Annotated in this window: 28 protein-coding genes and 4 pseudogenes; 16 read left to right on the forward strand and 16 right to left on the reverse strand. The window is 58.1% G+C overall.

Annotated features, from left to right (window positions below; translation table 11 throughout):
- The first annotated feature begins 32 nt into the window (after positions 1-32).
- Positions 33-1,142, forward strand: coding sequence for a hypothetical protein (locus tag FEV16_RS08235; RefSeq protein ID WP_171015169.1), 1,110 nt, complete (start codon positions 33-35; stop codon positions 1,140-1,142).
- A 155-nt stretch (positions 1,143-1,297) separates the two neighbouring features.
- On the opposite strand, the gene FEV16_RS08240 is transcribed toward FEV16_RS08235, so the two are convergent.
- Positions 1,298-2,452: an AI-2E family transporter gene (locus FEV16_RS08240; RefSeq protein ID WP_138167234.1), complete on the reverse strand. Its 1,155-nt coding sequence runs from the start codon at positions 2,450-2,452 to the stop codon at positions 1,298-1,300.
- A gap of 447 nt (positions 2,453-2,899) precedes the next feature.
- On the opposite strand from FEV16_RS08240, the gene FEV16_RS08245 reads away from it, so the two are divergent.
- The 6 genes from FEV16_RS08245 (at position 2,900) to FEV16_RS08270 (ending at position 6,493) form a co-directional block, all read left to right on the forward strand.
- On the forward strand, positions 2,900-3,319 hold the full coding sequence (locus FEV16_RS08245; RefSeq protein ID WP_171015170.1) for a GcrA family cell cycle regulator: 420 nt from the start codon (positions 2,900-2,902) through the stop codon (positions 3,317-3,319).
- 298 nt (positions 3,320-3,617) lie between these two features.
- On the forward strand, positions 3,618-4,106 hold the full coding sequence (locus tag FEV16_RS08250) for an invasion associated locus B family protein (RefSeq protein WP_210234871.1): 489 nt from the start codon (positions 3,618-3,620) through the stop codon (positions 4,104-4,106).
- 136 nt (positions 4,107-4,242) lie between these two features.
- Entirely contained in the window at positions 4,243-4,569 is a 327-nt protein-coding gene (locus tag FEV16_RS08255; protein ID WP_138167146.1) for a hypothetical protein, read from the forward strand.
- A 195-nt stretch (positions 4,570-4,764) separates the two neighbouring features.
- Positions 4,765-5,493, forward strand: a complete 729-nt coding sequence (locus FEV16_RS08260) for an SOS response-associated peptidase (protein WP_246657227.1) — start codon at positions 4,765-4,767, stop codon at positions 5,491-5,493.
- 119 nt (positions 5,494-5,612) lie between these two features.
- Complete coding sequence (locus FEV16_RS08265) at positions 5,613-5,810, forward strand: hypothetical protein (RefSeq protein ID WP_138167147.1); 198 nt, start codon at positions 5,613-5,615, stop codon at positions 5,808-5,810.
- A 503-nt stretch (positions 5,811-6,313) separates the two neighbouring features.
- Positions 6,314-6,493: a hypothetical protein gene (locus FEV16_RS08270; protein ID WP_138167148.1), complete on the forward strand. Its 180-nt coding sequence runs from the start codon at positions 6,314-6,316 to the stop codon at positions 6,491-6,493.
- 55 nt (positions 6,494-6,548) lie between these two features.
- On the opposite strand, the gene FEV16_RS08275 is transcribed toward FEV16_RS08270, so the two are convergent.
- Together FEV16_RS08275 and FEV16_RS08280 are read right to left on the reverse strand one after the other, a co-directional pair.
- A complete protein-coding gene (locus FEV16_RS08275; protein WP_138167149.1) occupies positions 6,549-7,163 on the reverse strand; it encodes a ParB-like protein in 615 nt (204 codons plus the stop codon).
- 232 nt (positions 7,164-7,395) lie between these two features.
- Entirely contained in the window at positions 7,396-7,680 is a 285-nt protein-coding gene (locus FEV16_RS08280; protein WP_138167150.1) for a hypothetical protein, read from the reverse strand.
- A gap of 699 nt (positions 7,681-8,379) precedes the next feature.
- On the opposite strand from FEV16_RS08280, the pseudogene FEV16_RS17225 reads away from it, so the two are divergent.
- Positions 8,380-8,478, forward strand: a pseudogene (locus FEV16_RS17225) (integrase core domain-containing protein); the annotation flags it as partial.
- 210 nt (positions 8,479-8,688) lie between these two features.
- Here the strand turns inward: FEV16_RS17225 and FEV16_RS08285 are convergent.
- Entirely contained in the window at positions 8,689-9,705 is a 1,017-nt protein-coding gene (locus FEV16_RS08285; RefSeq protein WP_138167151.1) for a hypothetical protein, read from the reverse strand.
- 695 nt (positions 9,706-10,400) lie between these two features.
- On the opposite strand from FEV16_RS08285, the gene smbP reads away from it, so the two are divergent.
- The gene (gene smbP / locus FEV16_RS08290) at positions 10,401-10,739 is read left to right on the forward strand and encodes a small metal-binding protein SmbP (RefSeq protein ID WP_138167152.1); all 339 of its coding nucleotides are present in this window, start codon (positions 10,401-10,403) and stop codon (positions 10,737-10,739) included.
- Between the two features lie 1,329 nt (positions 10,740-12,068).
- On the opposite strand, the gene FEV16_RS08295 is transcribed toward smbP, so the two are convergent.
- The 3 genes and pseudogenes from FEV16_RS08295 to FEV16_RS08305 form a co-directional block, all read right to left on the reverse strand.
- A complete protein-coding gene (locus FEV16_RS08295) occupies positions 12,069-12,272 on the reverse strand; it encodes a hypothetical protein (RefSeq protein ID WP_138167153.1) in 204 nt (67 codons plus the stop codon).
- Positions 12,272-13,189: pseudogene (locus FEV16_RS08300) on the reverse strand (IS1595 family transposase). Before FEV16_RS08300 ends, FEV16_RS08295 begins: the two are co-directional and overlap by 1 nt.
- A gap of 35 nt (positions 13,190-13,224) precedes the next feature.
- Positions 13,225-13,422, reverse strand: coding sequence for a hypothetical protein (locus FEV16_RS08305; protein ID WP_138167154.1), 198 nt, complete (start codon positions 13,420-13,422; stop codon positions 13,225-13,227).
- 169 nt (positions 13,423-13,591) lie between these two features.
- Here FEV16_RS08305 and FEV16_RS08310 point away from each other — a divergent pair, with 169 nt between their 5' ends.
- The 3 genes from FEV16_RS08310 (at position 13,592) to FEV16_RS08320 (ending at position 15,432) form a co-directional block, all read left to right on the forward strand.
- A complete protein-coding gene (locus FEV16_RS08310) occupies positions 13,592-14,794 on the forward strand; it encodes an MFS transporter (RefSeq protein ID WP_138167155.1) in 1,203 nt (400 codons plus the stop codon).
- A gap of 195 nt (positions 14,795-14,989) precedes the next feature.
- Positions 14,990-15,226 carry a hypothetical protein gene (locus FEV16_RS08315; RefSeq protein WP_138167156.1) on the forward strand — a complete coding sequence of 79 codons (237 nt, stop codon included), beginning with the start codon at positions 14,990-14,992 and terminating at the stop codon, positions 15,224-15,226.
- Complete coding sequence (locus FEV16_RS08320; protein ID WP_138167157.1) at positions 15,226-15,432, forward strand: hypothetical protein; 207 nt, start codon at positions 15,226-15,228, stop codon at positions 15,430-15,432. The genes FEV16_RS08315 and FEV16_RS08320 overlap by 1 nt, the downstream gene beginning before the upstream one ends.
- A 30-nt stretch (positions 15,433-15,462) precedes the next feature.
- On the opposite strand, the gene FEV16_RS17050 is transcribed toward FEV16_RS08320, so the two are convergent.
- Positions 15,463-15,768, reverse strand: a complete 306-nt coding sequence (locus tag FEV16_RS17050) for a hypothetical protein (protein ID WP_210234872.1) — start codon at positions 15,766-15,768, stop codon at positions 15,463-15,465.
- 92 nt (positions 15,769-15,860) lie between these two features.
- Between FEV16_RS17050 and FEV16_RS08325 the strand changes: the two genes are divergently transcribed.
- Entirely contained in the window at positions 15,861-16,289 is a 429-nt protein-coding gene (locus FEV16_RS08325) for a hypothetical protein (protein ID WP_138167158.1), read from the forward strand.
- A 394-nt stretch (positions 16,290-16,683) separates the two neighbouring features.
- Here the strand turns inward: FEV16_RS08325 and FEV16_RS08330 are convergent, their stop codons facing one another.
- Positions 16,684-17,259: an NAD(P)H-dependent oxidoreductase gene (locus tag FEV16_RS08330; protein ID WP_138167159.1), complete on the reverse strand. Its 576-nt coding sequence runs from the start codon at positions 17,257-17,259 to the stop codon at positions 16,684-16,686.
- A 581-nt stretch (positions 17,260-17,840) separates the two neighbouring features.
- Here FEV16_RS08330 and FEV16_RS08335 point away from each other — a divergent pair.
- Positions 17,841-18,071: a hypothetical protein gene (locus FEV16_RS08335; RefSeq protein ID WP_138167160.1), complete on the forward strand. Its 231-nt coding sequence runs from the start codon at positions 17,841-17,843 to the stop codon at positions 18,069-18,071.
- A gap of 118 nt (positions 18,072-18,189) precedes the next feature.
- Here the strand turns inward: FEV16_RS08335 and FEV16_RS08340 are convergent.
- Both FEV16_RS08340 and FEV16_RS08345 read right to left on the reverse strand, forming a co-directional pair.
- Positions 18,190-18,318, reverse strand: a pseudogene (locus FEV16_RS08340) (IS1595 family transposase); the annotation flags it as partial.
- Positions 18,319-18,358: 40 nt separating this feature from the next.
- Positions 18,359-18,619: a GlsB/YeaQ/YmgE family stress response membrane protein gene (locus FEV16_RS08345; protein WP_138167161.1), complete on the reverse strand. Its 261-nt coding sequence runs from the start codon at positions 18,617-18,619 to the stop codon at positions 18,359-18,361.
- A gap of 135 nt (positions 18,620-18,754) precedes the next feature.
- Here FEV16_RS08345 and FEV16_RS08350 point away from each other — a divergent pair, with 135 nt between their 5' ends.
- Positions 18,755-19,030, forward strand: a complete 276-nt coding sequence (locus FEV16_RS08350; RefSeq protein WP_138167162.1) for a hypothetical protein — start codon at positions 18,755-18,757, stop codon at positions 19,028-19,030.
- Positions 19,031-19,266: 236 nt separating this feature from the next.
- A pseudogene (locus tag FEV16_RS17230) lies at positions 19,267-19,380 on the forward strand (DNA primase); the annotation flags it as partial.
- A 99-nt stretch (positions 19,381-19,479) separates the two neighbouring features.
- Here FEV16_RS17230 and FEV16_RS08355 read toward each other — a convergent pair.
- Genes FEV16_RS08355 through acsA form a run of 5 tightly spaced genes read right to left on the reverse strand, consistent with a single transcriptional unit; the run spans position 19,480 to position 24,674 of the window.
- Positions 19,480-19,746, reverse strand: coding sequence for an acyl carrier protein (locus FEV16_RS08355; protein WP_138167163.1), 267 nt, complete (start codon positions 19,744-19,746; stop codon positions 19,480-19,482).
- Complete coding sequence (locus FEV16_RS08360) at positions 19,743-20,912, reverse strand: dihydrolipoamide acetyltransferase family protein (RefSeq protein ID WP_138167164.1); 1,170 nt, start codon at positions 20,910-20,912, stop codon at positions 19,743-19,745. Before FEV16_RS08360 ends, FEV16_RS08355 begins: the two co-directional genes overlap by 4 nt.
- On the reverse strand, positions 20,909-21,916 hold the full coding sequence (locus FEV16_RS08365; RefSeq protein WP_246657228.1) for an alpha-ketoacid dehydrogenase subunit beta: 1,008 nt from the start codon (positions 21,914-21,916) through the stop codon (positions 20,909-20,911). The genes FEV16_RS08360 and FEV16_RS08365 overlap by 4 nt, the downstream gene beginning before the upstream one ends.
- The gene (pdhA, locus tag FEV16_RS08370; RefSeq protein ID WP_138167165.1) at positions 21,913-22,899 is read right to left on the reverse strand and encodes a pyruvate dehydrogenase (acetyl-transferring) E1 component subunit alpha; all 987 of its coding nucleotides are present in this window, start codon (positions 22,897-22,899) and stop codon (positions 21,913-21,915) included. Before pdhA ends, FEV16_RS08365 begins: the two co-directional genes overlap by 4 nt.
- The gene (acsA, locus tag FEV16_RS08375; RefSeq protein ID WP_138167166.1) at positions 22,896-24,674 is read right to left on the reverse strand and encodes an acetate--CoA ligase; all 1,779 of its coding nucleotides are present in this window, start codon (positions 24,672-24,674) and stop codon (positions 22,896-22,898) included. The genes pdhA and acsA overlap by 4 nt, the downstream gene beginning before the upstream one ends.
- Positions 24,675-25,156: the final 482 nt, after the last annotated feature.

The raw sequence follows: 25,156 nt of genomic DNA on the forward strand, positions 1-25,156 counted from the left end.
AAAGCGCTTTCATCGGAGAATTGGAGAAAAATATGCAACCAACCCAAAACAGAGCGGTGGCGATTTATACGTCTCGTTGTTCGCATCTTCTCCTCATAAGAGCCCTCTTTGGAGCGCTTTCTTTATGCTTCTTCCTGCAATCTTTTTCCGCGCGGGGCGAAAATCTCGCCTGGACCCCACAGCAACGAGTCAATGGCGTTGGCACGTCCAACGGGCCGTCACTGGCGGTATTCAAAGGCCGACTTTTTGCCGCCTGGAAGGGCGTGCACGATGATCAGGGCATCTACTGGTCAAGCTTCAATGGACAAGGCTGGGCGCCGCAACAGCGCATCGGGGGCGTTGGCACATCCTTCGGGCCGTCGCTCGCGGTGTTCGAGGGTCGTCTGTTCGCTGCCTGGAAAGGTGTTCATGACGATCAAGGCATCTATTGGTCGAGCTTCGACGGCGCAAACTGGACCCCCCAGCAGAAAATCGGTGGAGTTGGTTCGTCACAGGGTCCTTCGCTGGCGGTGTTTGAAGGGAGACTCTTTGCTTCGTGGAAAGGCGTCCACGACGATCAGGGCATTTATTGGTCGAGCTTCGACGGCGTTAGCTGGGCCCCGCAACAGAAAATCGGAGGCGTGGGCTCGTCAAACGGTCCTTCGCTGGCGGTTTTCGAAAATAGGCTTTTCGCGTCATGGAAGGGCGTGCACGACGATCAAGGAATCTATTGGTCCAGCTTCAACGGACAGGGCTGGGCGCCTCAGCAAAAGGTGGCTGGCGTCGGAACCTCGCATGGTCCGTCAATACACCTCTTCACGGGACAGCTGTTTTCGTCATGGAAAGGCGTGCATGACGATCAGGGTATCTATTGGTCAAGTTTTAACGGTCAACATTGGGATGCACAGGGACGCATAAGTGGCGTCGGCACGTCGCAAGGCCCTTCGCTCGCAGTGTTTGAAAGCCGTCTGTTCGCTGCGTGGAAAGGCGTCCATGACGATCAGGGCATCTATTGGTCGTCTGCCGTAACCGCGCCGCCGGCCCCGCAAAGCTGTGCGCATTGCAACGACGGCAGCTGCCAGTGTGGGCAAGGTTCAGGCGCGCAGCTCTGTTCCGGGCATGGTGGCAATGATCCAAGCATCGGCTGTATCCAGCAACCATGACAACGCAGAGGAAGCAGTGAACCGGCCTCTCTCTTGTGAGGATGGGCGAGTTTACAGCTTGACGTCTGTCAGTGGCTGCCATCACGTGTGACGCTCCGAGATCGTCGATCGCTGCCATTGTCCGTCGAGCTAGCTCGAGTGATCGCTCGATTTACTTAAGAGTTCGAGCGGCTGGAAAGATCGAATGAGGAATTTCGATCAGTGGCAGGGGCAGCTAGCTCTCGCCACAGGAGCGTCAATGCGGCCATTATCTCAGGCCCCAAGAAAAGGCCCAAAAGTTGAAAGCGTTCGATGCCTCCAAGAATACCTAGCAAAACCCAAAGAAACGGGAGCTTCGTGGTCCCTCCAATCAGCCTGGGCCTCACGAAGTGATCAGCTAGGAAGATAACGGCAAAGCCGGCCAAAGCGACAATTATTGCCGGTCCAAGTCCCTCCACTCCAAGCAATATGATAGCTGCGACACCCACTGCGATGCCCGCGGCGAACAGAATCATCGCAGCTACAGTCGTAGCCATCGCAAATAGAATTGGGTGAGGCAATTTGGTGAAGAAATAAACGACGCCTATCAGCACGCCTTCTCCAATCGCCACAAAGGCGAGTCCAGCAACGGTTCCATGCACGGACGCCGCCATCTGTAAGGCGACGCGTTCACCTTGCTCACCAAACAGCTTCTGTGAGGCGGTGCGGCATTGCGCCGATATGCTTTCGCCATGACGAAACAAAAAGAACAGCGTCAGCAGGGATACGCCAAAGATGATTCCACGATGCAGCACATTGGCGCCTAAGTTCGCTCCCAGCTCACGAAGCCACGATGTGTTTACTTTTGCAATGAGCTCCTTCGCCCATCCCGCATGTGATAAATGTTCGCGCCACCAGTTAGTGACCCATTCGCCGACATATGGAAGGTGTGTGATAAAATCGGGTGTCGCAATTCCAGATCGCTCCGCTTGCCGCCCGTAGTCGATCAGGTCACGCAGCTCACAGGCGAGGTCAACCACAAGAGTCGCTACGGATATAAAGACTGCCAACCCGACGACGGCAGTGAAGAAAACAGGCAAAATATTCTTGCCTGCCCTAGGCGACAATTTTCCCCGCACTTGATCATAGAGAGGCCAAAGAGCCACCGCCAGGACGAGGGCCCACGCCAACGCACGCAGATAATTCGCCAGTAAGTAGAGGCCCAAGACAACGAGTGCTGCGGAAAGAAATAGCCGCGCAACGGTCGCCCGCCACGAAAGCGCTTCTATCGTGCCCAACCGGTGAGCGTCTTCTTTTTCCCGCACCTCAGGCAGCTTTCGATCCGCTTCCATGATCTTCACGCAGCTTCGCCGAGTCGAGCGTGCATCAAGCAGACCCATGGATGATTGAATTCGCAGGCTTGGCGCCTCGGAGTCAGCTTCGCGCCAAAAGCAGTCACCGATCCCTTCGAATGCACCGTCCGGTGGCGAACGTGATCAGCAAACTTCAATTTGCGCCCCGTCGAAACAGCGCACCTCGTTCGGGACGAGGGGGCGGAGGTTCGAATCCTCTCGCTCCGACCACTCATCCGACTTTATCGCACAATATCATATACCTGACGGACGGCACTCACGCGACGTCCTACAATTGAGCGGCGCTTGATGCGAATGTGAACGGATACTCGCATACGCTCAGCTGGCGGAAATTGGACAACCAGGGGCGGGCGTGTGATGGTCCCCGCCTGCACGCCCAAGCACGTGACCCTCCCCGTCACTCCCCTACAGGGGGCAGCATTGCTCATGAACTTTTTGCCGGCCGCGCCGCACTCGCGCGCCGCATCGATATTATTCTCCGACCAACGAAAGGGTTACGAAAGCGAAATGACCAAGCCGAAGAAGGAGACTAACCAGCCCGCGCCCGCCGATCTGATCGAAAAGCAAGACCCCGACCGCCAACACATCAGCAATCAAAGGCAAAGTAGCAACTCGAAGCCATTGCTCACGTCGGTTCCTATTCAGTTCATGCAGATTCAGAATGGAAAGTGCCGCTGGCCAATTGGCGATCCGCACCATTTCGACTCGTTGCGGTTCTGCGGATGCGCATGCGCACCAGAAGCCATTTATTGCGATACACACAAGAATATGGCTTTTGCTCCGAACCGGGCTAGGACATTCATTCCAGGAAGAGCCGTTACACTGACGGCGACCAAAGTTTCCTGATGAAAACCGGTGTTCTGCTAAGTGCGCAGGTCGAGAATTTCGATGGGTCGGCTCGTCCTGCGCGCCATTTGATGACGAGCAGCTAGGCCTTCCTCGAAGCGATCGGCGCGCGTGCGTGTTTCTCGTTCATCGATTTTCCGAAGACGCAGCGCTTTGTCTGCATAGAATGCGGCACCAGGAACGTGCAAGTCACACCGCACTGGCCGCCGTATCGATCGAGCGTTTATTAGTGCGAGCTAAGGCGGGCGCGTCGGGCATGAGAATATCAGGGCACTCGAATGCAATGCGTAGAAGGTCATTGGGCAGTGTTTTCGCCTGTCTGTCGTTCGCCTATTCTTTAGCGGGCGCCGCGCTAGCGCAGCAGCCTGAAACATCAAAATTTGGCGCTTGGGAAACGCAGTGCTCGCCGTCGACAAATAACGTCAAGCTATGCGCGTTAGTCCAAAAGGCGATGTCGGAAGAACAGCCGAATGTCGGTTTGATGGTTGCGGTCAGAAAAGCGGCCGGCATGCCCAACGGAGTGATTCAAGTTTTCGCGCCGCTGGGAACTTTCTTGCTGGAAGGCGTGGGGGTCAAAGTCGACGAGGCTGAATTCCCGAAGCTGCCATTCTTTAGGTGCACTCAGATTACCTGTGCTGCGGAAGGCGCGATCAGCAACAACCTGATGAGCAAGATGCTCAACGGAAAAAATTTGCTAATAACAATCTACGCTAATCCCGGCGAGGGACTTCGCCACATACTCGCTCTCGATGGCTTTAAAGACGGCTACAATGCGCTGCCGCAGTGAAAGCCGAAAAACGCGAGGGGGCCACTTGCCTTCACAATGACGTGCTCAATCTATCGGGGCTCGATCGGCGGCGGCGCAGAACAATAGCTTAGGCAGTGTTTGGCGCTTGCCGCGCGTCAAGATCACGGAGCCGAACATGCGTAAGTTCGCCAAGGCTTGTGCGCTCGGAATCATTTGCGGCACAGCAGCGCTCGGGGGTTCAGTCAACCAGTCCAATGCTGGGGTAATGAGCATAGCGGGCAAAGAAACGCTGAGTCTCTCTTCGCCCCTCGAAAGCGTGCATTATCGATGCTGTCGCCATCGCCATTACTGGCGACATGCATATTGGCGTCACCGTCACTACCGCTACTATGGCTACTATCCCTGGTACAATCCAGCCGGCGCCATTGCGGGTGCAGCGGTAGGACTCGCGACGGCCCCATTCTGGGCTCTCGGTGGGTACTACGGTTACTACCGCTACTGAGTTACCTTTTGTGCGCGAGACGTGGTGGCGTATGGGGGGATTAGGCCAGCGCCAATCCGGCCGAGGGGGGCGACGCCTCCGCGCATGGCAAGCTGTCGCATTGGCGTCGAACGCAGCAAAACCTATGTAGGCGTCAACATCATTCCTCCCAAGAAACTAGCCCGGCCTTGTGCCGGGCTTTTTCGTTTCGAGCCAATGAAGGCGCAAGGCCGTGGCGCATCGGCGCTCGCGCCTGTTATGCTTCCGCCCATGTGCGGACGCTTCACGCAACACCTTTCATGGGAAGAGCTTCACCGGCTCGCCGACCTGATCGGCCAGCCGCGCAATCTCGCGCCCCGCTATAACATTGCCCCCATGACGCAGGTCGAGGTCATTCGCCTCGGCCCGCAAGGCAAAGAGCTGGCGCCGATGCGATGGGGCCTTGTGCCGCTCTGGTGGAAGGACCCGCTGAACAAGCTCCCGGCGACCTTCAACGCCCGCGCCGAGACGGTGTCGACAAAGCCAATGTTCCGCTCGGCGTTCAAGTCGCGTCGCTGCATCATTCCCGCCTCGGGCTTCTATGAATGGACCGGCTCCAAAGGCGCAAAAACACCCCACTACTTCTCGGCTCCAGACAGTCGACCGCTCGCCTTTGCCGGACTGTGGGAGAGCTTCGCCGATCCGCAAACGCGGGAAATGAAGGACTCGGCGACGATCATCGTCGGGCCGGCGAATGAATGGATGAGCCGCTTTCATGACCGCATGCCGGTTATTCTCGATTGGGGCGATATCGGCCTGTGGATGGCTGGCGGCGATCCGGGCGCGCTGTTGCATCCGTCGCCCGAGGATGCGCTGCAGGAATGGATCGTTTCGGCGGGGGTCAACAAGTCTGACGTCGGCGATGACGATCCAACGCTGATTGAGCGGGCGATTGTCGCCGGGTGACAGGTTGCGCCGTGGCGCGAGATTTGCGCTTGGCGATACTAACACTTTATTTTTTTTAGCATTTTCGCGGAACAATCCGACTGCGAGGAGGGTTCCCCTTCTTCAAGGGAGTATGCGTCATGCCGGGCAAAGCACCGGACGGCTGGCAGAACCTCACTGCCAGAGAACTTGATGCGCAATTCGCCATGTCGCTTCAAAAGATCGGCGAGCGCCTAACCAAATACGACAGCATCGCCGGAGCGCCGCTGCCAGAACGGATGACGGCGCTGTTGGGCGAACTGCGGCGGCGGCGCGCTCGCAACCATGATGGGCGCTAGGCAGTGCCGAGCGTTGCTAGCGGAGAAAATCATGAAAAAAGACCCGGATCATTCCTTCGATCCGGGTCGAATATCGAGCCGCGAGTTTGTGGGCGGAAGGCGGGCTCGTGATTCGGAAGCGTAGGCATTGAGCGCGCAAGGATCAAGGCGGGCTGGCGACTTTCCCCAAGCGTCTTTTCAAAAAGCCGCCGCGCGCCTATCTCGCGGCGATCTTAGGATTTTCCCTCGACAAAGCTGCGGCCAGGACGCTCGATCACGGATGCACTGGCGGCCGTCTTTGTTTTTGGGCGCGGCCCCAAAGCAAAAGACGCCCGCCTCCGTTAGGAGTGCGAGCGTCTGTCAGAGCTTATGAATGAGGCGTCTTCCCTCCCACTCCCGCCGCTGCGCTCTTTTTTGGTCTGGCGCATTCTCGGCACTCTGCGTTGTTGCGTTTAGCTCGGCTTCGGTTTGGCTTCAATAGAAATCGCCGCCGCTGCGCATCCGCAAGAGCGGCGAATCCTATCGTGGAAGACGCGAACGGGATCGCGCTCGCCTACATTTATTTCGAAGACGATCCGACTCGGCGCGGGCTTGTTAAGCGACTGTCGGCCGAGGACGCAAAATGCGTCGCGCAGACGATCGCCAGGCAGCTGACGAAAGCGGTGGCGCTGGGTGAATCGCATTCCGCCGAAGGGGCTCCTTAAAAGCTGAGCGATCGTGAGGGAGCAACGCAGGAGCGACACTCACCCTTCTAGGCGCCTATGAAACCGCTTCTTCCCTGCAGCGGCATTTGGCACACGGGTCTTTGCACCAGGCGTCTCGGATGAGCCTTTTGGCTCCTGCGATCGCGAGGGCAGGCTCACTTCGCTGTGAATCGAGTCTGAGATGGGCGCGTAAGAAATCGGCCCAGCGGAATTCGGCGAAGGGCGCCTGATCCTTGGGGCATCCACAGTCTCGGCGCAGGCTGGCTGTGAGGGTTCGAAACGGATCGTCCGCTAAATCCTGGAGCGCACGCGGCAACTCCGAAAGCGTCTGCGGCGCTCCGCTAGGGCAAATCAGGCCACGCTCTTGTAGAGCGAGGAAAAACCGACTTGCATCGAGGTCCGACAGATCTTCGATTTGACATATTGAGACCTCGTCGACGCCCTCCTGGAGGAGTGCGAAAGCCAAATGGTGACCATCGACGATGAAATATTTCGCCCCAGGCCCGTAGATCGCTGGAAAAGGATGAGACGCGAGAAAATCGCGCTTTACTTCAGCCGACAAGGCTCTCCACTTCGAGCGCTTGTCGCGCACCTCGCCGTATCCAACGGCCCTCTGGGTGGGCTGTAGTTCAGCAAGCCTTACTGTACGGGTTTTCCGGGCAGTGTGCATTCTCGGGAACTACTCTGACGCGGGACTTTGAACATCGCCGCCCATGCTCAACTCGTGTGCATGGGACACAAAGAATGTGAGAAAAAAAGCCCGGAGCGAGCCGGGCAAGTTTTAGTCGTAGAGGAGGTTCGGCAAACATTGGCCGGAGACGGCCATGTGCTGCAATGTGGTCGTTTGACGCGCCAGGGTGTCGCGTTGAGTGTCTTTTGCGGCGCCACACAAATTGCTTGGCTTACTCCGGAGCAGGTTTCTCCTGGCAATCTGAGGCGTCACTCAAGCACTCAGCCGCGAAGCAGGCGAGCACGATCTTCAGGTCATCTGCATATTTTTGTGCGCCCATCTCCTGAAACCTTGCTACATCCGCGAGGATCAATCGGCGCACTGTATCCACGCCTCGATCGAGGTTCAGCTTGTAGCTTGACAACAGGCGGCACTGCGCTCCCGAGGGAGCGATATGCAGCAGCTTCTCCTCATACGACCACCCGACACAGGAGGAGCACTTGGTCTCGTCGCGCAAACTCGACCTCCATTACGCGGTCCGCGGCGCGGCTACCTAGCAAAAAGCTTGCCCGCAATTGTTTCAAAGCGAACGATGTCGCCTGACCCGCGAGCGAAACGGCGCGCCTCATTCGGCGTTCCAGTTCGATTCCACGCCACGCCGAATTGGCTCGCGGCGATGTAGCGATTAAAAAAGACGCCCAGCGCTCCGCCCGCTAATGCGCCTACAACGGCTGCGGCGATGGTTTTGGGAATGCCGCCGAGGGCTGCAAGGCGAGACCGCCCAAAATGACAGCGCCAATGCCCGCGAAGATATAGGTGTTGGTCGTGATTTCCCACTGTCGTTCGCCAGATGGCCGTGGATTGCGTTATGCAAACGATATTTGCACAAGGCGGCGCAGTTTGCCGGTCATGTCGTTTCGATCAAAACGTCCGCTTCAGGTCAGGAGCCGACCTCTGCCCCGCGACGCGGAATGTCCGCGATGATTTTATGTGAGATATTGGTGGCTAATGCGCGGAATTTCACGCGACAGCCCCGCACAGACGTGGACGACTGACCTAGCTCGCTGAACCCGACGCGCGAAAATGCCATGATTCGACATAGGTCATCGATTTTGCGTCGCTCCCGGCCTGGGTGTCGTCCCGGTTTAGCTGGGCGCTCCCAGCGAACATCACCCGCACGCGAATGTTGCGGACAAAACATGTAGGTTAGGGAACACAATTACCCCCCTCGCTTAAGGAAGCGCGGATCGTCATCGAAAGCTGGCGGCGTCATTACAATGAACTGGGGTCACATTTGTCATTGGGATATCGGCCGCGCCAGCCCCCGCGGTTCTCCCGGCCGCGCAACCCCAGCCAGCTTCGCCGGGCGCTCAGCGCTGGTCCAAATGCCAATCTGAAACTAACATTCGAACTGGATCACCCCATGGGGGCCGACCACCCGCAGGCCGACAATGCACTAACATTCCAATTTGACCGTCACTGGGGGCCTATCAGTCATCGTGACAATTCTGTTAATCCAACTGTTTCATTTTTCAAATATCGATGAAATTTGTCTTGGAAGTCGCCGCAAATCTGTTGAAAATTGCTTCGCAAAGCCGCTGAAAACGCGGCCAATTACCGTAGTGCCACTGCTCTCTCGTGGCCTTTTGGATTGGGCAGCGGTCTTATGTTTTACAACGTTGACGGTATTTTCAATTTTATCACCGCCACCTGCGGCCGGATTTGGGTTACCAAGAGGCTCTCTTTCAGAGGCGCCTAGAGGTTGAGAGTTCGTCGAAGCAAAGTCGGTGAGGGGGGTTCTTACCGCAACATTAGTTGCCGTTATATGCTGAGAAAACCCATCTTGGGTTGAACCAGAAATTTCCATCGTAGACTTCTGTTTGTCGACAGTCGCCGGTTCCGTTATGAGGTTCTCCTCGATAACTGTTTGACGACTTTCAATCTCTCCGAGAGTCGTTGCTTGAGAGGGTATGTGGTTTTTGACCACATCCGTTGTCTCAACCGCTCCTGATTGAGCAAGGGGTCTTGATACTTCATGCGCTCCCGGCATTTTATCTGCTACTGAAGGAACGGCGGGCGCTGACTTTAATTTTTCAATCGACGCAATCTTCTTTGAAGATATGGAATTTGACGCCATGCCGTCATAGGCATGTTTTCCGGTTAGCGCCGCTAGCGCGATGATCAAGGCCGCTATCGCAGCAAATCGTGGCGACTTGCGAACCGGCGCATACGGTCCCACCGTCGTCGAGACAAATTCACCATCGATACATTCAATTACAATGAGGCTTTGTGTTGCTCCTACCTCTCCAAATCTATTTTTCCTAAACTCTGCATTACGATACTGACTTTGAGCCGGCAAATGGCACCGGCTCTGCTCAAGCGCGCCGGAGCGGTATTCAATAGCGCCATTTGCAATAATTTCACTTGCAATTGCTGGCTTAACAGCCAAGGTTTTCTTCATAACAGGTTTCCAAAACGCCTCTGCGGCATAGCGCAATTTCCCGACAACCCTGAAAGGCCATGCTCTAAACGGGTTTTTCATTGATTGTTTCCAAATTCGAGACTGATTTAGGATCGAAGAGATCTTGTGCAGAGTTTTCCTGTCCCTTCGGCGCTGCGCCCGATCCTTCATCCCCAGATTTCATTTACCAATATAGAAATTTTTAGGCGAATTTGCGGTAGCGCCCCATTCGCAACGGCTGTCACGCACGCAGCTGTCGGGGCGTAGCCGCCGTCGCCTTAATGATCTTCGTCGCTCCACGCCGCTTCGCTCGCCGCCGAACGTCGATCTTTTCAAAACGGTCTTTGATCGTGTGCCGATTGAGCGGCTCAAATCCCGGCGGTGTGGCAGCTCGTCAGCACTTCGCGAACTATCCGCGAGAATGGCGATCGGGTCGGCTTTAAACCTCGCCATATCATCCTCGGCGCCGGACGGTCGCCCGCTCGCCTTTGCAGGATTGTGGGAAAGCGCGTGCCATCCCGAAACAACCAGTAGATGGGCTCGGCGACCATCATCGTGGGGCCCGCGAACAAATGGATGCGCCACGATCATGACCGCGCGCCCGTGATTTTCGACTGGCGTGTCGCCGGCCTCTGGATAGTCGGGAGCGATCCGGTGGCGTTGGTCGCCCGACCTTGGTGCCAGGCTGTCAAATTCATCCGTCAGTCATCAAGAGTTGTGGATTATCTGCCCGCTCCGTTCCCTTACGGGGAATGGGCTCACAGGAGGATATTCTTATGAACCGCAGAATTTTCGCGCTTTGCATCGGGCTCGGCGTCGCGGCGTTACTCGCGCCGCGCGTGGCGTTCGCTGAAGACCACCTCGCCGAGGCGATCAGCCACACCAAGGAAGCAATCGATGAGGGCAAGCAAGGCCATGCAGACAAGCTGGTGACGCACGCCGTCGCCGCGCTCAAACACGCCGAAGCGGCTGAAAAGGCGAAGAAGAACGAGCACACGAAGCAAGGGATTACGCATCTGAAGGCGTCGATTGCGGAAGGCAAGAAAAAGGACGCCACGGCGGCGACGGGACACGCCGACGAAGCGTTAACGCACCTCGAAGCGGCTCAGAAGTAACGAAAAACGCCCGGCCGTTACATCGCGGTCCGGGCGTTCTGATGCGCCCATCACGCGCGAAAAAGTCCGGTCCGTCCTGGGCTATCCACTACGGCATCGCCTGAGCATATTGATGCCAATAATCTGCTGTGCTGCAGGATTTATTTGAGAGCAACTTGTGCGGTTAGCCGTGGGGCGAAGCGCGTGCGATCTTCGGCTATGTGATCGGTCACACCGGCGCGTGGGTATGGAATCGCTTACATTCATGAGGGGAACGGCCCGCGCCTTTGCGCAACTTTGATTTGCTGATCGGTCCGGCTGCGGGTTCCGCGCAGCCGAAGTATGTTCAAAGAACGGTGCCGCAATTAGACTCCACCTTCGATCCAACTTTGATCCAATCTAGCCCTTCAATCTTGAATCGTTCCACCATCCAATCAACCAGAGATACCGAAGGTCGTCCCGAGGGCACCGAGGGACAAGAGCCATTCGACAACTGACACAATCAAGTTCCGCTAATGGACATCATTGTTTGAAATCTGGCGGTTGAAATCTGGCGGTTGGTAATGACGACTCAGGAGGCGCCTCAAGCGTTTGCCTTTGGACAGCTTTCGGCGCATCGCGGACCGACGCGAATGGCAGTTCATGACCCAGAGTAGACGTTAGGTGAGACGCGGCGTTATTCGCATATTCGCATCATTTATTCGCATTCCCATTCCCAACGACCGTCAATTGGATCCCATTCCCAGCACACACTGGTATTAGGATGGCTAGGCGTGCTCCAGTAGCGATGCAAGTATCGCCAGTGCCCCCCATAGCGCTGGACGTCACCCTCCCCGGGATGCCTTGCCACATCCTGAGCTAGAGCAAATGAAACTGGCATTAGAAGCGTCGCGACTATTGCGATCACGAACTGTTTCATAATCATGTCCTCCCTTGAGCTGTATGCTCCCAGCTTTGTTCTTACCGGAGTGCGGTGCAAGCAAGTGCTCTGCTGTCGTTAGTGCCCCGGCATTATGCAGTCCAACTAGGATGCATGGCTAAGCTCTCAAGGCCGATCAGGGCCTTGCCGTACTGCGCTACGACGGACTTCTTCGGGAATTTGGTGGCGCGGATGACGCGCTTGCGCCCAGCCGCTCAGCGCGTCGCAAGGACAATCAGCGCGACCGTTGCTCGCCATCAGCTGTGCCTCGCAATCGCCAAAGCGACCGGCAAGCGTTGGGTATAGGCGGACCCCGCCCCACCCGGACTGACGGCTAGGCGGGGTTGTCGGGACTTTCAGGCCCTGGGGCAAATCGCTATCATCCGCTTCAAGTTCAGCGGTCATCCGGGCACCTCCTGACCTTGCCCCTTCTAACGCCGACGTGAACCGTTATTCGCAATCACGCCATCCGAACGGGGCGTCACTTTCTCGAAAGCCTCGTCAAAGTCATTAGCATCAGTAGAAGCTTCAATATCGCGTGCCACATCGACGAATCGCTTGTGGCGTTCTGCGTCTGTCAACTTCGGCTTAGGTTTTGCCCTCGCCTTTGGCTTTCTGGTCACCGCTTTTGCCATTAGGCCTCGCACTGACGAGTCGTTTCATAGGTGAGCCGCTTGCCCTTGACGCCGAGAAGCGCAGCGTTGGCTCGCCGAACGTCGTCGAAGCGTAGTTTTTCGCGATGGTTTTGCCTGAAATCGAGCTCGGCGAGATAGCGAGGCAAATGGCGTTTATCGACGTGCTGATAGACGCCGATGAGCCCGCGCCTGAAGATCGAAAGAAGCCTTCAAGGGTGTTGGTATGGGCCTCGCCGCGCGTATTCGTGCTTCGAATGGTCGACGGTTTCGTGCTGACCGACGGGCATGAAATTCCGATAATGCGCAGCCATATCGGTCATCAGGCGGCTGTTGCGGTCCAGGTGCTTCCACAGATGCGGGCGCACGCCACGATGATCGAGGATGATTGAGCGGGTTGGTCCTGAGCGATCGACAAGGCTGAAAACCACGGTGTGCGGTTTTTTGCGCTCCGGACCGCGCTTGGTCTTTTGCGAATTGGTGAGCGCGGTTTCATCGGCCTCGCCAATTTTTCCGAGGCCACCGATTGGAGTGGACGAGCCGGGGTCCATCGCGTGCCGGATGCGGTGAGTGAGAAACCACGCGGTTTTCATGCTGCATTGGAGCATCCGCTGGATTTGTCGAGTCGAAATGCCCTTTTTGCTGGCGCACATCAGATGGATGACTTGAAGCCAGAGATGCAGCGCTAGGTGCGAAGACTCGAAAATAGTCCCCATGCGCACAGTGAACGGCTTGCTGCATTCGTAGCACTTGATGAGACCCTTGCGGGTGGTTTTGCCCTGCATCCGGTGGAGCCGATCGCCGTCCGCGTTGCCACAGTGGGGGCAGACGGGACCATTCGGCCAAAGCCGCGCCTCGACATAGGCGAAAGCGGCATCTTCATTCTGGAAATGTGGGGCGTTAAGAACCGAGACGGCCATGACAAGCACCTAATAGATTGATTGTGGGCGCCAGCTTACCGGGTTGGCGCGTAATGCATGTGAGCATTCAAAGCGCGCTCCAATTGAGCAACCAGATGACGAGCAACATCAGACGTCATCCGAACCTCAAGAACGTTTTCTGGGTCAACCGCGGAAGACATCACAACGACGGCGATGTTGTCTTCAACTTTTACGACGGTGTTTCCCGATTCAAATTTGTTGATTTTTTCCATTGCCGACCCCTTGACGCTTGAAATCTACATCTTGAGGCTTGGTATGTCAAGTGTAACGCTGCTCTCGCAGTTCCATAATCGCCGAATCAACCTGTCAATCCTTTTCAAAGGGCACCCCCCAAGGTGGAGCGCTCTATAACGACATGTGCAACACTTGCGAGGGCTCGCCATGGCTTCCACCACCACCCGGCAAATCTTTTCGGGCCTCTCTCGCAACACGTTCCTTCTGGCCTTCGCCAGCTTGTTCGCCGATATTTCGACGGAGATGCTCTACCCCATTCTGCCTGTCTTTTTGACACAGTCGCTGCACGCGACCGGCAGCATTGTCGGTCTCGTCGAGGGCTTCGCCCAAGCCGCGCAAAACGTCGTCCAAGGCTTCTCTGGCGCGCTGTCAGACAAGCTGCAAAAAAGAAAGCCGATTGCGCTTCTTGGCTACTTCATGGCCGCGATTGGCAAGCCGCTTATGGGGGTCGCTACGGTATGGCCAGCCGTATTTGGCGCGCGCTCACTCGACCGGCTGGGCTCCGGCATTCGCTCCGCGCCGCGCGACGCGCTAATTGCGTCCTCAGTTGACGACAAGAACCGAGGCAGAGCCTTTGGTCTCGAAGGCATCGGCGATAATGCAGGGGCATTCTTGGGGCCGATCTTGGCCGCCATTCTCCTCTACTCCCTGCATGTTGATATGCGCACGATTTTCTATGTGGCGCTGATTCCCGGCCTCCTCGCCTTCTTTATGGTTCTCTTGGTGACGGAACGGCCCGCCGCCGTCGCCGCGAAATCGAAAATCGACGCCAGCATCTGGCAATTTCCCAAGCGCTACTGGACCTATTTGTTGGTCACCGCCTTGTTCAATCTCGGCAATTCCAGCAACTCTTTTCTCATCCTGCGCACGCAGGATTTTGGGGTGTCCCTCGAGACCACCATTCTCATTTATGCGGGGTTTAATCTGATCGCCGCGCTGATTTCCTATCCGGCGGGGGCTCTTTCCGACCGCTTGGGCAGAAAGAATATCCTACTTGCCTCTTTCATCATTTTTGGAGTCGCTTACCTCGGTTTTGCTCTAGCGACCGGTATTCTGATGATCGCGGGACTGTTCGTATTCTACGGGCTTTACGAGGGTGTCTTCCGCTCCGTTGGCAAGGCGTTCGCGTCCGACTTCGTCCCCGAGCATCTGCGGGCCGGAGGCATCGGCTGGTTCAGCACGACCGTAGGCCTGCTGCAACTTATCGCCAGCCTTGTCGCGGGGCTGCTTTGGGACAAGGTCGCCCACGCCGCCGTGTTCTATTATGGGTTCGGTTCTGCCGTCCTCGGCAGCCTCGCCCTTTTCTTGCTGGTTCCGGCCCAAATCCGAGCGGCTAAAAGAGCAGAGTGAATCCGCAACTGCAACCGAAACGACCGCAGCGGATTTTCAACGGGTCGCAGCGTGCAAAAGATAGGGGTGAATGTCGAGCGCCATTGTTACCGAGACAGCGGGCTGGTCAAATGACCGCTTTGGGTCACAAGCGGACGCATCTAAAGGAATGGCGACATAGAACGAGGACCGCGTGCGCCTGCTATCCTGCCGCGCATGACGCACGCGCCGCCCTACGTCTTCCCTCTCCGCATCCGCAAGAGCGGCGAATCCTACTTCGTGGAAGACGCGCACAGGATCACGCTCGCCTATGTCTACTTCGAAGACGAGCCAACTCGGCGCGGGCTGGTCAATCGGCTCTCCAGCGAAGACGCCAAGGCCCTGGTGCAGACGATCGCGAGAGCGCTGACGGCCGAGGCGGAAGGGAAACGCATAGGCGAGGAGCGCCCTTGATGCTCAATTGGCTTCGTCGCCGCTCGATCTCCCGCGCGCTTGTCGAATCCGATGCGCATGCTCTAATCGAGCGCTTCGGCGAAGACGCATACCTCGAAGCGCGGCTTCGCCAGCACAACGACGAGCGAGTGATCGATGGCAATCGGCCGCTCGGGCATTGGGAGCGCGTCAAGGAAGCGATCCGTAAGCGGCGGGAGCGGCGTTAATATCGACCGCTCCCTGCTGTCGTCATGCAATCATCTCGGCGCAATCCTTTGAGCCGCCGCGACGATCTTTTCGCCAATCCCAGGCGCTTGCGTATACCCTGCCCAAATGCCGCGACGATTGTTTTTGGCCTCCTGCTCCGCGCCAATGTAGACGCCGCTGTAGCGTCGGGCGGAGCTGTTGACGAATGTTTCCCGCTGAAAGATGCTTCGAATCGCTTGTTTGAAGATTTTAGGAGTTTGGAATATGGACAGAATTTCGAACTTCGTGCGAGGCAAAGCGTGGCTTGCAAGCGCGTTGGGCGTTGCGCTGACGTTGTTTGGTACGGACGCGGCCATGGCACACTCCAGCGCTGCTGGCGTCAGGGGGCGTTGTTTACATTCCGTTGCCATCTACGACCGTTGCCGCGGAGCCGGACCTGGCAGGTATCGTGCGATATGATGTGTTGGTGCCATTTACGATCGCCGACCCTTTTGGCAATGTGCAATGCGCTGGAAACTTGCAGAACCGTGTAGTGAAATCGAAGCTGACCGGCGAGTATCACTTCTACTATCGCATCCGTAACACTTGGGGCGTTGGGGGGATCGGGGGAATTGCCACGTCTTCCTTCGGCGACGTTTCGCACTTCGTCGCGTTCCGCATAGACGGACTCGGAACGGTTCATCCTCTATTTGTCCGACACACCCCAGTACCGGGCGAGATAGAATTTTCGGGGCTTAATGTTGACTGCCGCAAGCATCAAGAGTCGCAATTCATCCTGATTAAGAGACCATGGACAACAACTGCCTATGCGGGCGGTGTGACGCGAATTTTCTCAAGCAATGGATACGAAGTATCGGTTCCTACCGTCCAACCCTGACAGGGTGCAAGCCATACGTGCAGTGGTGAACGACTCAAGTCGCTGGCTTGACCACCCCGCCGCTACATCCACGGTCGGGGCGCTATAGCAGCTACGCGCCATAGTCGGTTCTTGACATGCCTCGCGCAACCTTCGTCACGCGACCTTCTGCGATGGCCGCATCAATCGCGGCGCGCACATCTTCGGTCGGGCGTTTTGAGAATGGCATGAGAAGCGGCTCCGCCTCTCCGCGCGCGATTGCTTTTGCGCGTCGCTGTCGTCGCGCGCTTTGTGCGATGGCACGCCATTGGCGATCTCGCTGTTTCGCAACAGACGCCTTTGTGCCGGGAGCCAACACGCGCGACAATGTTAAGCCGCATATAGAATCGACCGCTCGCGCGGAGCTTGCTTCTTCTCAGGCCGCCTGCCGTCCCAATTTTCTTGCGGTCTCCAAAAACTGAGACATTTGCTCGGGAGACGCCTCTTTTGCTCTGTACAGCGCAAGGCGTTTCACCGGATTGAGCCCGCAATGCCGGAGCACGGCGCGAGATATCCAGCGCCAGAACAAATCTCCGCGAAATAGCCAACCGACGATCCAGGGCGAGTTCTGGGTATAGATCGCGCGCGCGGATCGCCCGCCAAGGAGCGGTTCCACGTAAGGGAAGCGGGCGTGGTAGCGCATGGCAAATTCAGGTAGGAAAACGCGATCGATATAGCCTTTGAGCAGGGCGGGAGCAACCCACCACCAGTTCGTGGACACCACGACGAGATGCTCGCACCAGCGAATGAGCTCTTGCTGTTGCGCGATATCAGGTTCGAGCGGCTTCGTGCTGTAAAAGCCGCCGCGCAACACCAAGTCGAATTGCAGCTCGCGGAGAGCGACGATCCGCAATTCGTGTCCTCCGCTCCAAGCACCTTCGGCATATGCCGCCAGGGCAGCGTCGGAAAAACTGCCTTCATCTGGATGGGCGTTGAGAACGAGTATTCGCATGATCGCCGCCTTATGCCTGTCGCGCCAACGCTCCTGTCGTCAAAACACTGGGTAAGTTGTATAGCTGTGCGTTCGGCCCTCTAACAATCGCCGATCTCGCTGCTGAACGCGTTCAAGTTGGCACGCGTATGGTGCTTAAACAACACCTGCCGCCATTATTGAGTCGCGCCGTTCAAAGCGATGGGCGCGCCGTTGGTTTTCCTGTTATCGATCTTCCGAAGACGTGGCGCTTCGTTTGCCGGGAATGCCAAAATCGATGGGCTGCGGATGCAGCTGCCGCTGCTCCTTCCCCACGCTCGATACTCGATTCAATTCCGCCGAACGTCGCGGGGGGCATGAACGAGATGCGACAAAGCGTCCTCGCGGCTAAATCTCGACCAGACGTATTCCGGCCCTATGTCACCCTGTTGTGGCAATGTGGGCCCATGCCGAACTATGCATGTCGGCACTTTTCACGTCCAGCGCCCGCCAAATCGAAAAGAGAGGTCAAAATGCGTAAGCCTCTGAAATCAGCTCTTGCCGTTGCGTTGTGCGCCTCTACTGCCTTTGCAGCCCTACCGGTCGAAGCGTGGGCAGGCCCCATGAGCGCAGCGAGTCCAACGAGCATCGGGCTAAGCGCATCGGTCGAGAAGGCGCATTATCGGCGCTATTACCGCCATTACCGGCGTTACGGCTACGATCCGAGTGGAGCGATTTTCGCAGGCGCTGCGCTCGGGCTTATGGCTGCGGGAATCGCAGCCGCTTCACGTCCGCATTACGTTTATTATGGGTATCCGGTCTATTACGGCTACCCGGTCTATTACGGCTGGTGAACTAAGTCGGGAGTCTTCAGATGTGCGGTGCGATTTTGTTGTGCCGCTCAGCGCCCGATGTTCCCGCCAGTTGGGTCGCACGTCGATGGCCCTCACTACTCTTTCGCGACCCGCGCCTCCATTGGCGCGACACCGGACGCGCAAGCGCCGCGTTAGCGACCATCAGATATTGCTCGGCGTTCGAAACGCGGCGGTGATCCTCGTGCCAAGCCATTTCGCGGCTATAGGCGGCAAGATCGCCTTGGACGCATACAGGCTGCGCGTTTACTATGGATGCGACGATCACTTCACACGGCCCGGATCACACGAACTAGCACTAGCAAAACGATCGCGCCGACTGTGGCGTTGAAGATGGCCAGTGCGAGACCGGCTCCTAAGTGGATACCTAGCCGGGGCAGCAGCCAATCTCCGATAAAAGCGCCAATGACTCCGACAATCACGTCGCCAGCGATTCCCATTCCATGTTTTGTCACGACCTTCGCGGCAATCCATCCGGCAACGAGGCCGACCAACAGCATGACGGCGAGGGTTTGATAGGGCACATACATGCGATTCTCCGGTCGAGGCTTTCGCGATCGGTTACTACGATTTTCTAAACGTTCATTTACGATTCATTTTGGAGACCGAAAATCACCTCGCCATCGGATTCGCCCCAAGAAGGCGCGAAGCTCTCGGAGACCTCGATGAAGAACATTCTCACCGCAACTCTCGCCGGGTTCGCGCTCGGCGTCACCTCTCTCACGCCTATGGCCCCGGCCCATGCAGACTCTACCGGCGCGGCGGTCGCCGCTGGGATCGGCGGTCTGGCGGTTGGCGCGATCGTTGGCAGCGCTCTGTCCCGCCCGGCGCCGCCAGTCTATGTCGAAGCTCCGCCACCACGTTGCTGGGTCGAGCCGCGTCCCGTCTTCGATGAATACGGCGAAGTGATCGGCTCCCGCCCTCGGCGTGTTTGCGAATAGGGACCTTCGAGAATGCGCACCGCCAACGGAGTGTATTGAGCCCTCCCCTTCTCTTCCTTGAGCATGCCGATCCGCGGGTCGCTCGCTGGCCATGCGAGGGCACAGCACGCCTACTCTTTGGCTGTCGGGAATGCGGCGCTAGGGAGGCCCAGATTATGCCGGATTGGCCGCCGTATAGGGCGAAGCGTCTGTTAGTGCGAGGCTAAGGCGCGCCGCGTCACGCAAGAGGCTGAGGGGTCTGTCGCCGGTGTTTATCGAGCGGTCGCCACTCAGGCCACTACTGGCTCGTCGGCGACATCAATAATACGCTTGGCCACTCGCTCTTTGTGCGCTTAAGGGCCGACTCCCGCCGTACCTGAACAAGGCTCCGCACGCGCAAAAGACGCGCCAGCGACGACAAACTCACGAAGCGATACATCCTCCCTCTCCCTGCGAAGACGAGAAAATTTCTATCGGGCTCGCGCCGCCGAACGCGCGAGCGCCTCGCCCACATAGGCGGTCGCTCCGCCCAAGGTGAAGAGCTTGTTATAGTCAGCCTCGGGAATGGCGATCTTTGTGCGGTCGTGGATCGCCACGATGAGATTGGCGAAATCCATTGAATCGAGATCGAAGATTTCGCGCAGGTCGTCCTGATCGCGCGCTGACGCCGGATCGACCTCTGGCGCGATGTCGCAGATCAGCTCCAATATGAGCGCTCGAATTTCGGCGTCCGTCATAGTTTTTCCGGCTCCTGCAAGAGACGCGCGACTGCGGCGAGATACAAGCCGCCGAGATGGCCGTCGGTGACCCTGTGATCCGCCGCGAGGGTGACGGTGACGAGAGGGCGGCTCTCGACGCGTCCCTTGACCGCCCAGGGTCGCGTCGCCACGCGCCCGAAACCGACGATGGCGACCTGAGGCGGATAGATCACGCCGGTCACCGACTCGGCGCCACGATCGCCGACGCTTGTGACGGTGATCGTGGGCGAAGTGAGTTCGGAGCTGCGAAGATTTCCGCGACGCGCGCGTTCGACGAGGTCACGCATGGCGGCCATCAATTCAGCGAGCGTCTTTTTGTCCGTATCGCGGATGGCGGGGGCGATCAGGCCGCCGCCACGCAGCGCAATCGCCCAGCCGACGTGGATGCCGGCGGCGGGAAGGAAAACGCCGTTCTCGTATGCGCCGTTGAGTTTAGACTGCTCACGCAAGGCGAGCGCCGCCGCTTTGAGAAATAGTACGGCCGGCAGAATGCGTTCGATGGGCGGTCTGTCGGCGTTGAAGGCCTCGAGCCAAGTCAAGGAGAGGTGAAGGTCCACCGTTTCCGCAAGATAGTAGTGCGGGATTTCTCGCTTCGAGCGGCTCATCGCGGCTGCGATCGCCTGGCGCATCTGAGAAAGGTCGAGGCCTCTCCTGGTTAAGGGCGGCGCGGGCCTTGCGACGCTTGCGCCGGCTTCGACATCAGCGAGCCGGATCGATCCTTCGACGCCTGTCCCCTTCAAGATCGTCTCGAGATCGAGGTTTAACGCCGCCGCACGACGCCGGGCTGCGGGAGTAATCTTTCGCCGCGAAACTTGCGGCGCAACTGTGGGTCTTGGCGGCGCCTCCGCCAACGCCTGCAGCGCCGGCTTTGGCGCGACGATGGCAGGTTCAACGGGGGGCGGGGCGACCCCCGCGCCGTCGATCTGCGCAAGAACGGTCCCCACCGGGACGCGCTCGCCAACTGGAATGAGAATGTCGGAGACGACGCCTTCAGCAAAGACCTCAACTTCTATCGCGCCCTTTTGCGTCTCGACCACCGCGATAACGTCGCCGGACTTGACGCGATCGCCCGGCTTCACGAGCCACTCGACAAGCGTGCCCGCTTCCATGTCGGCGCCGAGCGCGGGCATCTTGAAATCACTCATGACGGGCGGACAAGTTCGCGGGCCACGGCGACGATCGTAGCCGCTTGTGGCAGGCATGCGTCTTCGAGATGCGCTGCATAGGGTATCGGCGCCTCGCGCGAACAGACGCGCCGCAACGGCGCGTCGAGTTCAAAGAAAGCTTCCTCGGCGATGCGCATGCCCACTTCGGCGGAAATCGAACCGCTGCGCCAGCCTTCATCAATGATGACGCAGCGTCTGGTTCTTGCGACGGAGTCGATGATCGTCTTCGTATCGAGCGGCCTCAGCGTTCGCAGGTCGATGACTTCAGCGTCAATTCCTTCGGACGAAAGCGCGTCGGCCGCCTGCAATGCCTTGAACAGGCTGCCGCCATAAGTGATGAGACTTACGTCTCGTCCGGCGCGATGCACTTTCGCACGCGCAATATCGACCTCCTTCATGTCCGATGGAAAATCGCCCTCCATATTGTAGAGCATGACATGTTCGAAAATGATCACGGGATTGGGGTCGGCGAGCGCGCTCTTCAACATGAAGCGCGCATCCTCGACCGTGGCCGGCGTCAGGACGCGCAGTCCAGGGATATGCGCATACCAGCCCTCGAGGCTGCGCGAATGCTGCGCGGCGACACGTCGCCCGCCGCCGGTGGCCATGCGAATGACGAGGGGGATTGCGAACTGGCCGCCCGACATATGCGGAATGGTGACCGCGTTGTTGAGAATCTGATCGAGCGCCAACAAGCTGAAGTTCACCGTCATGATTTCGACGATCGGCCGCATCCCCGCCATGGCGGCGCCGACGCCGGCGCCGACGAAAGCGCTTTCGGACAGCGGCGTGTCGCGAATGCGCTCTTCGCCGAACTCTTCCAACAGCCCCTTCGTCACCGCATAGCAGCCGCCGTAGCGGCCGATGTCCTCCCCCATCAAAAAGACGCGTGGATCGGAGAGCAGCGCCTCGCGAAGCGCCTGCTTGCAGGCTTCGCGATAGGTCATGCGGTTGGGGGTAAAGGTCGGTTCGGGCGCGTTCACGCTGGAACCTCGTCCATCGTAACGAAGCGCTCAAGTTCCGAAATCGGTTCAAGACCGCCCGCTTCGGCGTAAGCTACCGCCTCGGCGATCTCGAAGTCGATCTCTTTCTCCATCGCCGCGATTTCCTCTGGCTTGATCAGGCGATTGGCTTCGAGCCACGTCTGAAAGCGGAGGATTGGTCCTTTCTTGCGCCAGGCCTCCACTTCTTCTTTCGAACGATAGAGCTGTGCGTCGAACATCGAATGCGCCCGAAAGCGATAGGTTCGGCACTCGAGAAAATAGGGGTCGTTTTCGCTGCGAATTCTGTCAATGGCGTTTCTCGCGGCGCTTTCGACGGCGACCACGTCCATGCCGTCCACCTTCTCGCCAGCGACTCGGTAGCCCGATGCTTTGTGCACGAAGTCGATGTCGGCCTCCGCGCGCTCGACCGCCATGCCCATGGAGTAAAGATTATTCTCGCAGACGAACAAAATCGGAAGCCGCCAGAGTTTGGCCAAGTTGAGCGTCTCGTGGAACTCGCCTTCGTCCACTGCTCCTTCGCCAAAGAAGCAGGCCGTCACGGCGGATCGTCGCTGCATTTTGTCGGCGAGCGCAACGCCGAGCGCCAGCGGCAGGCCTCCGCCGACGATGGCGTTGCCGCCATAGAAGCGACGTTTACGATCGAAAAAATGCATGGAGCCGCCGCGTCCGCGGCAGCATCCATTGAGCTTTCCCATCATCTCCGCCATGAGGCATTTTGGATCGACGCCGCGCGCGAGCGCCTGCCCGTGCTCGCGATAAGTGGCGATGATGGCGTCCTCTGGCGTCAGCGCTTCCATCACGCCGACCGAGACCGCCTCCTCGCCGTCATAGAGGTGGAGAAAGCCGAGAATCTTTTGCGCCTGATAGAGCTCGACACATTTGGCCTCGAAATGGCGGATGCGGATCATCGCCTTCAGGAGATGAAGCAAATGGGCGTGGTCGAGATAAACTTTCTTGGTCATCGCTCATCGCTCTCCAGCGTGGAAAGATCGCCCTCCGGCAGTCCGAGTTCGCGCGCCTTGAGCAAGCGGCGCATGATCTTGCCGCTGCGCGTTTTCGGAAGATTGCCGCGAAACTCGATTTCCTTGGGCGCCACGGCGGCGCCTAGTCTTTTGCGCGCATGGCCGAGCAAGTCCTTGCGCATGAGTTCGTCCGCCTCAAAGCCGAGCTTTAGCGCCACGAAAGCTTTGACGATCTCCCCGGCGATCGGATCCGGCTTGCCGATGACGGCGGCTTCCGCCACTGCGGGATGCTCCATCAGTGCGCTTTCGACTTCGAACGGGCCGATAAGATGCCCCGACGACTTGATCACGTCGTCGGCCCGGCCAACGAACCAAAAGTAGCCGTCGCTGTCGTACCGCGCGAGGTCGCCGGTGAGATACCATTCGCCGACAAAACATTTCCGGTAGCGCGCCTCTTCATGAAGATAGCCGCGCATCATGGATGGCCAGCCACTTTTTAGAGCGAGTTCGCCCTCTTCGCCGGCGCCGAGCGTTTCGATGCCGCCATTGGCTTTGCGTCTGAGGATCTCGGCTTCGACGCCTGGCAATGGCCGGCCCATCGAACCTGGCTTGATGTCCATGGAGGCGAAATTCGCGATCATGATGCCGCCCGTTTCAGTCTGCCACCAATTGTCATGGAAGGGCAGGCCAAAGGCTTCCACGCCCCATACGACCGCTTCCGCGTTCAGTGGTTCGCCGACGCTGGCGGCGAACCGCAGGGCGGAAAGATCGTAATCCTTAACGGCGTCGGCGCCGAGCTTCATCATCATGCGGATGGCGGTGGGCGCCGTGTACCACACAGTGACTCGTTCCTGCGCCAGCACGCCATACCAACTCGGCGCGTCAAATTCCGCCTCGACGACGATATTGGTGACGCCGTGCGTGAGCGGCGCGATGACGCCATAGCTCGTGCCGGTGACCCAACCCGGGTCCGCCGTGCACCAGAAGCGATCACCGTCATGCAGATCAAGCGCATAGCGCCCGGTAGCATAATGGGTAACCACGGCCTCGTGCACATGAATAACGCCCTTGGGACGGCCAGTGGTGCCACTGGTGAAATGCAAGAGCGCCGTCTCCCGCGGGTCGGTCGGGGCGATATTGAAGATTTCCTGCGCCGCTTGCATCAGCTTGCGCCAGGAGCGCGTTCGCTCACTATCTTCTTCCGCGTCGATGAGGATGACGCATTCAAGCTTGGGCAGCCGCTCGCGTAACGCTTCGACCTTGCGTCTATAGAGCGCTTCGGTGGTGACCAATACACGCGCGTCGCCGATTTCCATGCGGGTCGCGATTGGTTCTGGCCCAAAAGCGGAGAACAGCGGCGAAACAACGCATTTTAGTTTCAGCGCGCCGAGCATGCCGACGTAAAGCTCTGGGACGCGACCAAGTAGAATGAAGACGCTGTCGCCAGCTTTGACGCCCACGGACTGTAGGGCGTTTGCGAAACGATTGGTCGATATGGCCAGCTCGCCGTAAGTGTAGTCGCGACGCTCTCCCGCCTTGCCGATCCAGCGCAAGGCGACCCGGTTCGCGCGTGGCCCTCGCGCATGACGATCAACCGCTTCGTAAGCGATGTTTAGTCCGTCGCCTCCCGGTAACCCGCTTAGCGCCGCGCGCGCCTGTTCCCAGCTGAAAGCTGAGCGAGCGGCTTCATAGTCCGCGAGGTTTGGAGAAACCACAAAGGATCGCGGGTCCTTGAGGATCGTCGCGTAGCGGTCTGCGTCGTCTGGATACCTCATATTCGTCTCCAACCGAAGCGGCGCAGGGAGTTGATTGGCGATGATTGCGCCTCACGTGCTAGTCTAGGTTGTCTTCATTTGTTGAGAGCTGCATTTCTTACCTGATCATCAGAGCATTTCTCAGCACTGTCGCCGACCGCCAACACACTGCGCATTTACAACCACGCTCGGGGGTTCAGAGACAGGACGAAACGAAACTACGCCCACGCCAAGAAATTGACCAAAGGGACGGCGGCGTCCCCGTCGCGCATAGTATCCGCCATGAAAATAGGGCGCGTCAGCATAGGTCGAAAAGCTCGTTGCTGCTTTATGCTTATTGGCGCACGTTCTTGCCAATCAAATTGAAGTGGCGATAATCCACACGGCGGGGCGCGCCAGCGGCATTTTCAACGGATTAACTCTCCGAAAAAACGCCACGCCATATTCACCCGCGGCGGGCTCTGCAACGCCTTACGCGACCTCGAAGGCGGGTGCGTGGAGGT

It is taken from the genome of Methylocystis sp. B8, from assembly GCF_005771425.1.
GTDB lineage: Bacteria > Pseudomonadota > Alphaproteobacteria > Rhizobiales > Beijerinckiaceae > Methylocystis.

Coding starts and splice junctions, on each gene's coding strand:
- FEV16_RS08235 (WP_171015169.1), top strand. CDS start 33: ATGCAACCAACCCAAAACAGAGCGGTGGCGATTTATACGTCTCGTTGT.
- FEV16_RS08240 (WP_138167234.1), bottom strand. CDS start 2,452: ATGGAAGCGGATCGAAAGCTGCCTGAGGTGCGGGAAAAAGAAGACGCT.
- FEV16_RS08245 (WP_171015170.1), top strand. CDS start 2,900: ATGAACTTTTTGCCGGCCGCGCCGCACTCGCGCGCCGCATCGATATTA.
- FEV16_RS08255 (WP_138167146.1), top strand. CDS start 4,243: ATGCGTAAGTTCGCCAAGGCTTGTGCGCTCGGAATCATTTGCGGCACA.
- FEV16_RS08260 (WP_246657227.1), top strand. CDS start 4,765: ATGAAGGCGCAAGGCCGTGGCGCATCGGCGCTCGCGCCTGTTATGCTT.
- FEV16_RS08265 (WP_138167147.1), top strand. CDS start 5,613: ATGCCGGGCAAAGCACCGGACGGCTGGCAGAACCTCACTGCCAGAGAA.
- FEV16_RS08275 (WP_138167149.1), bottom strand. CDS start 7,163: ATGCACACTGCCCGGAAAACCCGTACAGTAAGGCTTGCTGAACTACAG.
- FEV16_RS08285 (WP_138167151.1), bottom strand. CDS start 9,705: ATGAAAAACCCGTTTAGAGCATGGCCTTTCAGGGTTGTCGGGAAATTG.
- smbP (WP_138167152.1), top strand. CDS start 10,401: ATGAACCGCAGAATTTTCGCGCTTTGCATCGGGCTCGGCGTCGCGGCG.
- FEV16_RS08295 (WP_138167153.1), bottom strand. CDS start 12,272: ATGGCAAAAGCGGTGACCAGAAAGCCAAAGGCGAGGGCAAAACCTAAG.
- FEV16_RS08305 (WP_138167154.1), bottom strand. CDS start 13,422: ATGGAAAAAATCAACAAATTTGAATCGGGAAACACCGTCGTAAAAGTT.
- FEV16_RS08310 (WP_138167155.1), top strand. CDS start 13,592: ATGGCTTCCACCACCACCCGGCAAATCTTTTCGGGCCTCTCTCGCAAC.
- FEV16_RS08315 (WP_138167156.1), top strand. CDS start 14,990: ATGACGCACGCGCCGCCCTACGTCTTCCCTCTCCGCATCCGCAAGAGC.
- FEV16_RS08320 (WP_138167157.1), top strand. CDS start 15,226: ATGCTCAATTGGCTTCGTCGCCGCTCGATCTCCCGCGCGCTTGTCGAA.
- FEV16_RS17050 (WP_210234872.1), bottom strand. CDS start 15,768: ATGGCCGCGTCCGTACCAAACAACGTCAGCGCAACGCCCAACGCGCTT.
- FEV16_RS08330 (WP_138167159.1), bottom strand. CDS start 17,259: ATGCGAATACTCGTTCTCAACGCCCATCCAGATGAAGGCAGTTTTTCC.
- FEV16_RS08335 (WP_138167160.1), top strand. CDS start 17,841: ATGAGCGCAGCGAGTCCAACGAGCATCGGGCTAAGCGCATCGGTCGAG.
- FEV16_RS08345 (WP_138167161.1), bottom strand. CDS start 18,619: ATGTATGTGCCCTATCAAACCCTCGCCGTCATGCTGTTGGTCGGCCTC.
- FEV16_RS08350 (WP_138167162.1), top strand. CDS start 18,755: ATGAAGAACATTCTCACCGCAACTCTCGCCGGGTTCGCGCTCGGCGTC.
- FEV16_RS08355 (WP_138167163.1), bottom strand. CDS start 19,746: ATGACGGACGCCGAAATTCGAGCGCTCATATTGGAGCTGATCTGCGAC.
- FEV16_RS08360 (WP_138167164.1), bottom strand. CDS start 20,912: ATGAGTGATTTCAAGATGCCCGCGCTCGGCGCCGACATGGAAGCGGGC.
- pdhA (WP_138167165.1), bottom strand. CDS start 22,899: ATGACCAAGAAAGTTTATCTCGACCACGCCCATTTGCTTCATCTCCTG.
- acsA (WP_138167166.1), bottom strand. CDS start 24,674: ATGAGGTATCCAGACGACGCAGACCGCTACGCGACGATCCTCAAGGAC.